Here is a 12,359-nt window from a genome sequence, read left to right on the forward strand (position 1 = left end):
TTCCATATTTACCTTTCATTAACCGCGCTATACCCGTTGTCTGACTATGAATTGCTTATACCGATAATAAATCGTACATCCGATGCAATAGCCCAGCAAAGCTGCGCCTGCAGCTAAGAGTAAAAAGCCAGTGAAGATGTACCCCACCATATTCAAACCGAAGGCAAAAAAAGCAAGTGATAAAGAAAGAAATAAAACGGCCAAAGCATTGTTAAACCTTGTCAACTCTGCAGCTTGTGTTTCCGTTCCACTTCGAGATAGAAACCGTTTAGACACCGCCACGAACAGATTCCATTTCCCGCCACCTACTAGGCCAAGCACCTGAATCACCCAAAGCAAGGTAACTAGCCAGGTCCATTGAAACGCAAATGCCAGAAGGACAAAGAGAACGATACCCGTTTGATTAGCCTTCACATAGGAAATTGGAACTTCTTTCACCCTCACCCCCCCCTTGGTCAATCCTATTTCGTTAACCAGTCGGTTATAACAAAATCTTTCTTCGCCAATCCTTGTTCCACAAGAAATTTCTTCGTTTCTTCTATAAGCTTCAAACCATCCGTTGTGCTTGATTCAATGGGCCATTGCTCGATTTTGAAGGATGCTTTCACAACGTCCACTGGATACCCGGAAGCTTCCGCATAGAATTTGAAATATTCTTCACTATTCTCACGTATTTCCTTCACTGCTTTCGTACGAAGATCGTTCCAGAGTTTAGGAAATTGCGGGTTCTTAGCCAAATAATCTTCCGTAACTACGGTTAGACTAGAGCCCTGTAGAACGGGATGTTTAGCCGCTTCATCAATGGCAACATATCCTTTTTTTAGAAGTAAAGGCCCGAATCCAGTTGGGTAGGCATAAGCTGCAATGTCACCGCGGGATAGTGCAGCTTCGCCATCAGCAGGCAATAAATGCAGGATCTTCACATCTTTATCAAGCCCTTGCTCCTTAAGTAAGCTTGTTAAATATCGGCTCATATAGGAACCTTGGGAAGTAGCGACCTTTTTACCTTTGAGGTCAGTTAACGTCTTAGGACCGTCCGCTTTAGCTACCAACCAGGCATTCATATTAATTTGAGTTTGGTTAATCAAACGCGTTTTCAGACCTGCAGCTTTCCCATTTATAGCGGGTGTATCCCCGTAAATCCCAACATCCAGTGTTCCCGCGGTAATCGCCTCGTTCAAGTTAGGACCATTCGGGAAGTTGAAATATTTGAACTCCTTAACACCGTATTTCTTGAGTTCGCTTTCGAGGTAACCTTTGGATTGCGCCCAGCCTTCCGGTCCGGTAATGGTCTTATTATTATTTGCAGAAATAAATCCAATACGCAGGGTTTCAGGCAGTGTAATTTTTGCTTCTGATGCTGTTGTAGTGGTGGTTGCGGGAGCTGTTGTTTTCGTCGATTTTGAGCCGCAAGCTGCTAATAATACTGTAAATAAAGTTAGAATAAGAGCAAAACTGAGCAATTTCAATGATCTCTGTGTCATATGTCTTTGGACCCCCTGATAGTTGAGTGAAATGGATAATAATCGAATTAATGCGAGGCACGCATACGTTGGAAAATGATATAGGAACCGTCTGACGAGGCTGTCGATTCTCGGCCTTTCCCCCAGCCAATGTTCTCTTTATAGCTTCCTAATAAACCTTCTTGAACTAGCTCTCCTTCGTTCACTGCTATCGTTTGTTCCGCTACCGGAGAAACATAAAGAGCATCCGTTGGACAGTATAACTCACACATGAAGCAGCTTTGGCAGTCCGATTGTCTGGCGATGACCGGAATATCTCCCGCTACGGATTCAAAGACATTCGTTGGACATACGGATACGCACTGATTGCAGCTAATGCAGCGATCTTTACTAAGCAGTTCAATCATTACACAACAGCCTCCTTTTTGACGCTTGAAAAGGATGGGTCAACTAAAGGCTTCGCCCATGTTGAATCCAAACCACCACTAATGATGCGATACTGCTGGTCTTGATCAACACGAGGGAAATCCTCCCGGCGATGCATGCCGCGTGTTTCCTTACGTTCCAAACCACTGGTGTACATCCATCTCGCTGTGGCCGTCATTGCAGCAGCTTCACGAACACGTACAACATTCCCATTACTCGCTTGAATGCCCTGCTTCAGCTCATGCCAAAGATGATTCAAGCGCTCCAGCGAATCTTGCAAGCCTTCTCCTGTACGGAACCAATTACGGTCATACGGGAATACTTCAGCTTGAACCGCTTTGATAATTTCTTGCGTATCAGGTGAATCGGATCTTGTCGTTGCTTGTTTAGGTACACCTGTAGCCTCGGACAATCCTTTAGCCTTCCTATTTGAAGCTGCTGCACCCAGTTTCAGCGCATATTTAGCCGAAGCTTCACCTGAGAAATAGCCCGAGGACATAGCCCAAGCTGCGTTGTGACTTCCGCCTCCCGTAAATCCACCGCAGATTAGCTCTCTTGTCGCTGCATCTCCTGCTGCATAAAGTCCAGGTACTTCCGTCGCACACGTTTCATCAATAATATGGATACCGCCAGTACCTCTTACAGTCCCTTCAAACCGCAAAGTGACAGGAAACTTTTGAGTGAACGGATCAATACCTAGGCGATCGAACGATAGAAAGAAGTTAGGCTGCGCCTGACGCATCGCTTTTTTGACGATTTCATCAGCCTTATCGATTCTAGCGAAAACTTGCTGCGTCAGAAGCGTTCGAGCAATCACTGAACGCCCCTTTTGCGAGCCCGCGCCTTCTATTATGCTGCCATCCTCATAGTAAAATGTTGCCCACGTATAAAAGGCAGACTTCGTTACAGGAGAAAAGGCCGGCGCTAACGAATAAGCGGTGGAAAATTCCATGCCCGATAAGTTAGCCCCCGCTTCAGCCGCGAGCAAGTACCCATCCCCTGTCAAGACATTTGTACCCAGAGCCTTACTAAGGAAAGCACATCCGCCCGTTGCAATCACGACGGAAGTCGCATCCACACGCCATGTATCTTTCGTTTGGTTGTTCACCCCAGTTGCCCCTGCAACACCATGCTCATCAGCTAGCAGTTCGAGCGCCGGGCTGTGGTCCAGAATACGAACTCCTGCTTTCTGCACTTGCTTGCGCATCAACTTCATGTATTCAGGCCCCTGCAAGCTCTTCCGGTGCGAAGTTCCCGTTTCGTCGAGCGGGAATGGATACCCCCAAGCAGCAATTTGATTCGTATTGGTATAAGTTTGATCTAGAACTTTCTTCATCCAACCGCGATCAGCTAAATAACCGCCAAGCGCTTCCCTGCTCTTCATAGCTTCCTCACGCTCATCCGCATTGGGATTCACGTACCATAAGCCTGTGCCTGATGGTGCCGTGGCGCCGCTCGTCCCGCAATATCCTTTATCGACCAGAATGACTTTCGCTCCTTCTTTGGCTGCTGTAATGGCCGCCCATGCGCCAGAAGGTCCTCCACCAATAATTAGTACATCCGCTTGAAGCTGCAAATCAAATTGAGCCATTCCTTCGTCCTCCTTTATGTTCGTTTTTAAATTGAGAATGCATCTGCCGCAGCTCTTACCTGCTCATACGGTTGCTTGACAAGAAGCCTATCCAAAATGGTCTTCTCATAATAAGCGAATCCACTATCATGCTCTCTAGGTCGAGAAAGCGAGATCTTTAAGTCCAGCCCTATTTTCCCATCTTCGATAATAATGACTCTGTCCGCTAACGCTACAGCTTCACTCACATCATGTGTGACCAACAGGACAGTAAATTGCTTCTCCAACCATAACTGCTCAATAAGCTGCTGCATTTCAATGCGAGTTAAAGCATCCAAAGCGCCTAACGGTTCATCTAAAAGCAACAGACGCGGATTGCCAGCCAATGCTCTTGCCAAGGCTACACGCTGCCTTTGACCACCGGAGAGGACAGCAGGCCAATCATCCCGCTTATGCTCTAGCCCAACCTGCTGGAGTGCTTTAAAGGCGACTTCTTTGTCGCCGGATTTAACACCGATCCGCACGTTATCGATATTCTTTTTCCATGGCAGCAGACGGTGTTCCTGAAACAGCACTCTCGTATCTTCGTGAATACCATTGATCGCTTGAGCATCTAATAAGATGGCACCGCTTGACGCTTCATCGAGTCCTGCAATTAAACGAAGTAACGTACTTTTTCCACATCCGCTTCGACCTACGATTGCTACAAATTCACCTTGTTTAATCGATAAATCAATCCCCGATAATACATGTGTTTGACCAAATGATTTGTTTACATTCCGAATGTGCAGCTGCGTGCCTCCGCTTTTAATGCTCATGACTATTCCCCCTTCTCTAGGCTTTATTCAAGTAGTTGTGATGCCACTTCAGCCAACGATTTTCAAAATACTTGGCAATTAAATCAGATAATTTCCCCAACAAGGCATACAAGATCACACATAACACGACAACATCCATTTGCATAAATTCCCTCGCATGCGTTGCCATATAACCAATTCCGGAATCAGCCGCAATCGTTTCAGCTACAATTAAACTAAGCCACATGATGCCTAATGAAAATCGGATGCCAAGTAAAATATTCGCCAACGCCCCTGGTAAAATCACTTTTGTAAATAACGCGAACCCTTTAAGGCCATACACTTTACCCATTTCAACTAAACCTGGATCGACGGATCGAATCCCATGAAACGTATTGAGATATATGGGGAAAGCAACTCCCAATGAAACAAGGAAGAGCTTTGAGGTCTCACCAATACCAAACCACATAATAACAAGAGGAATCATCGCTAAGTGCGGGATGGTTCGCACCATTTGGATAGAAGAATCTACATATCGTTCGGCGATTGGAAATATCCCATTTAGCAAACCAATGACGAATGCAATGCTCCCGCCAATCAGGAACCCAAGAAAAGCCCGCTTCGTGCTCACTGCTACATATTCGAAAATTGTGCCATCTTTAATTACACCGTATAAAGCCGTTAAAACCTCCCAAGGCGTAGGCAGGATGCGGTCAGATAACCACCCGGATAAGCCAAGAACTTGCCATAGAATCAAAATGAGGATCGGTATGACCCAAGGCTGCCAAAACTTTGATTCAGTTAATGATGAAGTGCGATTAGCTAGCATGTGAATCCCTCTTTCTTCTCATAAAGTAAAGTGGCGTTAGAAAACGAAAAAGACTCCCGATTCATGCCTCAAAATGCTAAGCAAGAATGGAAGTCTCCAGTCATCTGGTCGACTCTTTTATTTAATTAAATAATTCATACCCGATTACTTGGTTTTGATATGTTTCCTATACTATCACCAGTTATAGGCTTCGTCAATGAGTTTTTCTACATGCTAAAAGACTATTCCATTAAGAAAACGTTATTTTCAGCCAACGTTTATTTCTTTTGAAATATTCCTTCATTAATAAGCTTGTCTTTTAACATCAGAAAATCGTGTGCAAAAACTGTATTTTAGTCGTGCAAATCATGCCATATTCCTTGTGAATTTACTTGTTAGAAAAAAATTTCATCTTTCTTGCATAAAAATGAGTTTAGGCGTATTGACAAATCAGACCAACCGTTGGTATAGTCAATTTATTATTCCGAGTAAGTAGCTATGATTAATGACATTAGGTGGTGTAATGTGGGAAATAAGGTTTTTAAAGCTACGGTTCGATCTGTGCTTATCGGCTATTTGTTAGTACTTCTTGTCATCCCAATAGGTTCCATCTATATGAAAGGATTTTCGTTAGGTTGGGATCCATTTTGGAAAGAGGTTACAGGACCACTAGCCTGGAAGTCCATTGTGTTAACCATGAAGCTCAGTGTTGTCTCAACCATCATTCAAGCGATTGTAGGTACCATCATTGCTTATGTTCTCGTCCGCTATACGTTCCGCGGCAAAAGCATTTTAAACAGCATGGTAGATCTCCCCTTCTCGCTTCCGACTTCAGTAGCTGGTTTAATGTTCCTAACCCTACTAGGTCCTTCAAGTCCGCTAGGTGTCTGGCTCGACCACGTGGGAATTAAGCTGCTTTATAATCAAACGGCTATCGTAATCGGCCTTGTATTTGTTACCTTCCCTTTTGTCATTCGAACTGTTCAACCGTTGCTTGAACAAATCGATCCAGCAGAAGAACAAGCCAGTTTTACGCTTGGTGCGGGTAGATTTTACACCTTCTGTAGAATCGTATTCCCAGCTATTTTCCCAGGTATCATAGCCGGCAGCATGCTCGCCTTTTCTCGATCACTTGCCGAATTTGGAGCCATCTCCCTCATATCAGGTAATCTGCCCGGTAAAACGATGGTCGCATCGGTCTATATATATGGTGAAACACAGAACTTTAATCCCGAAGGCGCAGCCGCTATCTCTCTTGTGCTCCTTACATTGTCCGTCCTTATTCTCTGGATCATCAATGTACTGACACGCGGAAAGGGGCGCCTAGCATGAGAAAAGTATTGATCAGTATTTCCTTTCTCGTTATTTTCTTACTTATTATGTTGCCTTTTCTTGGTATTACCTTTGGTGCTTTTGAGGAAGGCCCGCAAGCTTTTTTCGACGCTCTTGTTCGACCTGAAGCGCTGCATGCCATGAAAATTTCTTTCATTATCGTCGTGATTGTAACCATTCTTAATGCCATTGTCGGCATTTACATTTCCTTAGAAATTGTCAGAGGTTCTTGGATCTCTCGCTGGTTGAAGCCTGTCATCAATGCACTTATTGATCTCCCATTTGCTGTATCTCCTATCATTGTCGGTTTAATGGTTATCTTGATTTTCGGTCCAAATACGACTTTTGGGACTTTTATGGAAGATCACAATATGAAAGTTGTTTATGCTGTACCCGGCATGGTCTTAGCAACGATGTTCATAACTTTCCCTCTGATGGTACGTGAAGTGGTGCCTTTACTTGAAGAGATTGGTACACAGTCGGAAGAAGCTTCTGCTACACTAGGCGCTGGTGCTTGGCGTACATTCCTTCAAATTACATGGCCAGGTATTCGTTGGGGCGTGCTGTACGGTCTCATCTTAACGATCGCAAGAGCACTTGGCGAGTTTGGATCGATCTTAGTCGTATCCGGCAATATCATTAATCAGACGCAAACGGCGACAACCCTTGTTTATCAAGATGCCGAACAATTCCACCTCGTGGCAGCGAACAGCGTTGCTTTCGTCTTAGGTCTCATATCGATTTCTATTTTATTAGCACTTGAGTGGTTGAAAAGAAGAAGTGAAAAATTGAGAAGCCATTAAGGAGGAGCCCCGTATGCACATCGAAGTCAAGAACCTTAATAAACATTTCGGGCAGTTTCATGCCATCAAGGACGTTAATTTCAGCATTACGAAAGGTCATCTGGTAGGTTTGATAGGGCCAAGCGGAGGCGGTAAAACATCCATTCTTCGCATGCTGTCAGGATTAGAAAGCCCCACTACTGGCGATATTTACTTCGACGGGAAACTAGCGACACATCTTCCGGTTCAAGAAAGAGGAATTGGCTTCGTGTTTCAAAGCTATGCGCTCTTCAAGCATATGACCGTTTTTGAAAATGTGGCCTATGGCTTGAAGGTTCTGAAAAAACCTAAAGACTTCATTCAAGATCGCGTTACTTATCTTCTAGGTTTGATGGGGCTTGCCGGTAGTGAGCGCAAATACCCTCATCAGCTTTCTGGCGGTCAACGCCAACGGGTTGCCTTCGCAAGAGCTTTAGCACCCGAACCTCAACTGCTTTTGCTTGATGAACCTTTTGCAGCCATTGACGCTAAAATTCGAAAAGAGCTCCGCGTTTGGCTGAGAAACCTCATCGATGAGTTTAAAGTAACTACCCTATTCGTTACGCATGATCAAGATGAAGCCATCGAAGTTGCGGACGAAATCATTCTTGTTCAAGGCGGAAAAATTGAGCAGCAAGGAAGTCCTTGGGAGATTTACACGAAGCCTGCATCCTCTTTTGTAGCCTCGTTTATTGGAGAATCTAATATTATTTCGCAATATACCCCACTAATCGGGTTTCCTTACTTGGAAGAATTACAGAAGGATGGTCAATGGCTTCCAGACGTTAACGTAATGATTCGACCAGAATCCATTGAAGTTCGCAACCATGATGTTTCTCATCTCGCAACAGCTGGGGAAAAAGGGAAAGTAACGCATGCTCATTTCCGAGGGGATTCCTGGTATTTGGAAATTGATACAGGGGCTATCAAGCTATTTGCTTATCAGTCCGTGAAGGAAAAGATTTATCAACCTGGTGATGAGGTAAATATCCTCATTCATCACATCTCCGTGTTTACGAAAACGGACAATAAGTTGATTGAGAATCAGGCTAAACAAGATCCACTGCCTGTTTTTATATAAAAATTGTGTATACATTAAAAGGGGAGTTGTAAACCATGAAAAATTTCAAAACGCTTGGCTTAATCACAGCAACACTATTCACAGCAAGTATTGCCCTGACAGCTTGCGGATCGGGGACGAAATCAGCTAGCTCACCTGCTCCATCTGCGGCAGCAACAGCTGCTGCAACTGCCGCGGCAAGCGCTGTTCCAAAGGCTGAAGGCGGCAAAGTGACGATTACACTTGGAGCTTATTCGGTCGTCAAAGAATCCTTCGATCTCATTATTCCAAAATTTAAGGATCAATGGAAAAAGAAAACAGGTCAAACTGTTGAATTCCAAGAATCCTATGTGGCTTCTGGCGCACAAGCTACTGCCATTATCCAAGGTTTTGAGGCTGACATCGCTCCACTATCTTTGGAAGGTGACATTCAAAAGATCGCTGAGAAGGGCTTAATTACGCACGATTGGAAAAACAATCCTTACAAAGGTAATATCACAGCTTCGATTGCAGCAATTGGTGTTCGTGAAGGCAATCCGAAAGGAATTAAAGACTGGGCTGATTTGACGAAACCGGGTGTTGAAGTTCTGATTCCTAATCCAAGTACTTCCGGCGGTGCCAAATGGGATATTAATGCCATCTACGGCGGAGGCCTGAAAGCTTCCGAAGCTGCAGGTAAAAAAGACCCAGCGGCTGCAAAAGATCTGGTAAGCAAAGTATACAAAAACATTAAAGTGTTGGATAAAAGTGGAGCAGATTCCCTTACAACCTTCGATAAAGGTGTTGGCGATGCGATCGTAACCTATGAAAATGAGCTTCTGGCTCGTATTCAATCCGGTAAAAAGTATGTTGAAGTCATCCCACAGTACACAACATCCATCGAGAATCCAGTTGCCCTTATTGACAAATACGTAGACAAACATGGTAATCGTGAAGTAGCGCAAGCGTTCCTAGACTTCTTATATACACCTGAAGCACAAACCGTGTTCGCAGAAAAAGGCTTCCGTTCCGTCCTACCTGAGGTCGCTAAGAAATACGAGAAAAACTATACTACGCCTGCTGGCTTATTCAACATTGAATATCTCGGCGGTTGGGACAAAGTAAACAAAGAGCTTTATGGCAAAGGCGCAATTTGGGAAACCATCCTTGCAGAAGGTGGAGCCAAGTAAGAACATAGGAAAAGCCCGGTGCGAATGTACAATTCGCTTCCGGGCTTTTTTTATTATTATTATTATTATTATATGTTATGAGTACAATCTTTATCTTCCGTCTCCATCAAGTAAGTTACCTAGGCCGCCTAAGATGCTTCCCTCTTCTTTCCTTCCTCCAGCTCTCGATGCTGAAGCCATACGGTCCGCCAGCCTGCTGAACGGCAAGGATTGAATCCAGACGCGTCCAGGTCCGCGTAACGTAGCGAAGAATAAGCCTTCACCGCCGAACAACGCCGTTTTAACGCCTTTGACCATCTCAATATCATAATCAACCTCTTGTGTCATAGCTACGAGACACCCCGTATCCACGCGAAGCATTTCTCCTGGACGAAGGACACGCTCACAGATAGAACCACCAGCATGAACAAAAGCCAAACCATCGCCTTCAATCTTCTGCATGATGAAACCCTCACCACCGAAGAAACCAGCCCCTAACTTACGCTGAAAAGCAATGCCTACCGAAACACCTTTCGCTGCGCATAGGAAGGAGTCTTTTTGACAAATCAACTTACCACCGAGATCTTGCAAATCCATCGCTAGGATCTTCCCAGGATAAGGTGCAGCAAAATTAACCTGTTCTTTCCCGTGTGAGCTGTGATTCGTAAAAACCGTCATGAACAAGCTTTCACCCGTTAATAATCGTTTACCAGCTCCAAGCAGTTTGCCCATGAACCCTTTATTATCACTGCTTCGATCTCCAAAGATAGTCTCCATCTGGATGTTTTGATCCATCATCATCATACTACCGGCTTCAGCTACCACACTTTCTCCCGGATCCAACTCGATTTCCACATACTGCATTTCATTTCCTAAAATACGATAGTCAATCTCATGTGCGTTCATTACTTTCTTACCTCCAATTTGTTTTCCATAAGGAATTTTTCTTTATTTGATTTACTGATTCTCTTAATGATGCACTAGTCTTTACTTCAATCACAACAGATAAGTCATATTTTTCAGCAAAAAGAAGTCGATCATTAATCGGAACATTACCGCTATAAAGGGGCTGATGGTCTGATTGATCATTGCAATCATGGAGATGCATATGCTTAATGCGATCAGAAAATTCGCGGAATACAACCTCTTCCTTGAAATTAACTTTAGCATCGTGCCCTACATCCCATGTAAGGTGAAAATTTTCGAACTTCGCTAACATTTCGAGCGCCCTGCTTATAAATGGAACATGAAAGTTACATGTATTCTCTATCGACAGAACAACATTTAGAGATTTAGCAAGCTGATAGAGTTTAGAATATGATTCAAAGAGTAATTTAATAAATTCTGATTCATATTGTTCATTAATCCACATTCGTTCGTGGGGCAGTGTAAAGTAAATGCCATTGTTTAAATGCATATTCAGGGTTTCAATTCCTGCCCTATTAGCCCATTCAATTGTTTCAATACATCTTTGTAAATGTCCTATTCTTATTGAAGGGTGAAACGATGATAAGTCAATTTCTTCTGGTAAATGAACAGTAAATTCAATGCCATATTCTTTCTTAATTCGCCTTATTTCCTGATGGCTTAAATTCTCTGGCAAACATATCGGAAGATTCATATTTAGTTCAATGAAATCAAGACTTAATTCTTTACATAGGTCAACATTCTGTTCAAGTGTTTTAAATTCTATTAAAGTTGGCATTCCTAGCTGCAATATAGACTACCTCCATATTAGGATGTCATATATTTTCTAAGATTTTGAATCACCATCAAAATTACTTTTTCCTTTCTGCATTGAACTCCTTTGCAATAACATATGAGTCGTCTAATAATAGTAATCTGAAATTAGAATGGGGTATCTTCTTCGGCAATATAGTTGTCTTTACTTCAGTATAAATCTCCTATTAATTTGTATATGTTTTTGGGTCTATTAGTAAAATAAAGTTCTTGCTGAGGTTGATTAAATTGCCAAAGTAAGATATGATCACTCGTTTCCTCAATACTTTCATGATAATGGAATCTTAATTCGTGGTATTCGACATTAATACAATTTACTTTCCATTGCTGAAGTAATTCTGGTTCGTATTCATAAACAATGTCAATTACCAACTCTAAATCTTCATCATCAAGTTTAGTACATTTTGATATTCTATATAAAATATCATTTTCAAATGGAAATTCCTCAATTATATATTGATCATCTCATTAATCTTCATTGATTCACCTTCTTATGATTCTTCATTCCAAGATTTCACCTACGTTGTTGTGTTCCCGAATCACAAAGACTAGGGCAAACCAAGGACCTACAGGTACCGTAACGTGAATACATTGTTCTTCTAAGTCGCTTCTTTATTGAAAAGTCCCTCAAGTCTCATCAACTATGAGAATTCCATTTACTATCACATAGTACTACAGATGTCTCGACTTGTCTTTCAGATATATTCCAAAATCTATGTAGTAATTCCCCCTGCTCTTCACGTGAAATTAACTTAAATCCATTCTTTAGATAAAAATTAATTGCCCATTCAGCCGATGCCCAAGTCCCAATTAAAATTGGTTTATCTGTTAAATTAATTAAATGATACAGAAGCTTGGTCCCTATTCCACCTTTACGTTGACTCGTTTTAACATAAGCATGTCTGATTAATGAAACTTCCCCTTTATCTTGTATTCCCATAACTCCAAGTAATTCATTGTTTTCCTCTAGCCCCCAAAACATAACTCCTTCATTCATTTCATGATTTAATTCTTCCATAGTCATGTATGGTACATGGTACAAATCATGAGGAATAACTCCTTCGTATGCTTGAGCTGCATCATTGATAATCTGATAGATAACTTCTTTATCTCTGTTTTCACACAATCTGATCATGATATTAAAACTCCTTTCATCGTTTAATTCGGGAATTCCCTTGGGAAGACCAAGGTACG

Annotated in this window: 13 protein-coding genes; 4 read left to right on the forward strand and 9 right to left on the reverse strand. The window is 42.6% G+C overall.

The features are described from left to right. Positions 1-27: 27 nt before the first annotated feature. Genes NYR53_RS19630 through NYR53_RS19655 form a run of 6 tightly spaced genes read right to left on the reverse strand, consistent with a single transcriptional unit; the run spans position 28 to position 5,085 of the window. Positions 28-438: a DUF4395 domain-containing protein gene (locus tag NYR53_RS19630; protein ID WP_261300916.1), complete on the reverse strand. Its 411-nt coding sequence runs from the start codon at positions 436-438 to the stop codon at positions 28-30. A gap of 23 nt (positions 439-461) precedes the next feature. Continuing rightward, positions 462-1,484, reverse strand: a complete 1,023-nt coding sequence (locus NYR53_RS19635) for an ABC transporter substrate-binding protein (RefSeq protein WP_261300917.1) — start codon at positions 1,482-1,484, stop codon at positions 462-464. 47 nt (positions 1,485-1,531) lie between these two features. Further along, entirely contained in the window at positions 1,532-1,870 is a 339-nt protein-coding gene (locus NYR53_RS19640) for a 4Fe-4S binding protein (protein WP_171646110.1), read from the reverse strand. Further along, positions 1,870-3,480 carry an FAD-dependent oxidoreductase gene (locus tag NYR53_RS19645; protein ID WP_261300918.1) on the reverse strand — a complete coding sequence of 537 codons (1,611 nt, stop codon included), beginning with the start codon at positions 3,478-3,480 and terminating at the stop codon, positions 1,870-1,872. The genes NYR53_RS19640 and NYR53_RS19645 overlap by 1 nt, the downstream gene beginning before the upstream one ends. Positions 3,481-3,506: 26 nt before the next feature. Next, on the reverse strand, positions 3,507-4,277 hold the full coding sequence (locus NYR53_RS19650; protein WP_261300919.1) for an ATP-binding cassette domain-containing protein: 771 nt from the start codon (positions 4,275-4,277) through the stop codon (positions 3,507-3,509). Between the two features lie 16 nt (positions 4,278-4,293). Then, a complete protein-coding gene (locus NYR53_RS19655; RefSeq protein WP_261300920.1) occupies positions 4,294-5,085 on the reverse strand; it encodes an ABC transporter permease subunit in 792 nt (263 codons plus the stop codon). 504 nt (positions 5,086-5,589) lie between these two features. Here NYR53_RS19655 and cysT point away from each other — a divergent pair. The 4 genes from cysT to NYR53_RS19675 are packed head-to-tail and all read left to right on the forward strand — an operon-like array spanning position 5,590 to position 9,446. After that, a complete protein-coding gene (gene cysT / locus NYR53_RS19660) occupies positions 5,590-6,396 on the forward strand; it encodes a sulfate ABC transporter permease subunit CysT (RefSeq protein WP_261300921.1) in 807 nt (268 codons plus the stop codon). Continuing rightward, complete coding sequence (locus NYR53_RS19665; RefSeq protein WP_261300922.1) at positions 6,393-7,199, forward strand: sulfate ABC transporter permease subunit; 807 nt, start codon at positions 6,393-6,395, stop codon at positions 7,197-7,199. Before cysT ends, NYR53_RS19665 begins: the two co-directional genes overlap by 4 nt. Before the next feature lie 13 nt (positions 7,200-7,212). Next, positions 7,213-8,298, forward strand: a complete 1,086-nt coding sequence (locus NYR53_RS19670; protein WP_261300923.1) for an ABC transporter ATP-binding protein — start codon at positions 7,213-7,215, stop codon at positions 8,296-8,298. A 35-nt stretch (positions 8,299-8,333) separates the two neighbouring features. After that, on the forward strand, positions 8,334-9,446 hold the full coding sequence (locus NYR53_RS19675) for a sulfate ABC transporter substrate-binding protein (protein WP_261300924.1): 1,113 nt from the start codon (positions 8,334-8,336) through the stop codon (positions 9,444-9,446). Positions 9,447-9,536: 90 nt separating this feature from the next. Here NYR53_RS19675 and NYR53_RS19680 read toward each other — a convergent pair whose 3' ends face one another. The 3 genes from NYR53_RS19680 to NYR53_RS19690 form a co-directional block, all read right to left on the reverse strand. Then, the gene (locus NYR53_RS19680; RefSeq protein ID WP_261300925.1) at positions 9,537-10,331 is read right to left on the reverse strand and encodes a TIGR00266 family protein; all 795 of its coding nucleotides are present in this window, start codon (positions 10,329-10,331) and stop codon (positions 9,537-9,539) included. Positions 10,332-10,338: 7 nt separating this feature from the next. After that, the gene (locus NYR53_RS19685) at positions 10,339-11,142 is read right to left on the reverse strand and encodes a sugar phosphate isomerase/epimerase family protein (RefSeq protein WP_261300926.1); all 804 of its coding nucleotides are present in this window, start codon (positions 11,140-11,142) and stop codon (positions 10,339-10,341) included. Between the two features lie 660 nt (positions 11,143-11,802). Further along, the gene (locus tag NYR53_RS19690) at positions 11,803-12,300 is read right to left on the reverse strand and encodes a GNAT family N-acetyltransferase (RefSeq protein WP_261300927.1); all 498 of its coding nucleotides are present in this window, start codon (positions 12,298-12,300) and stop codon (positions 11,803-11,805) included. Positions 12,301-12,359: the final 59 nt, after the last annotated feature.

Origin of the sequence: Paenibacillus andongensis (assembly GCF_025369935.1) — a bacterium.
In the GTDB taxonomy this organism is placed as follows: Bacteria; Bacillota; Bacilli; order Paenibacillales; family NBRC-103111; genus Paenibacillus_E; species Paenibacillus_E andongensis.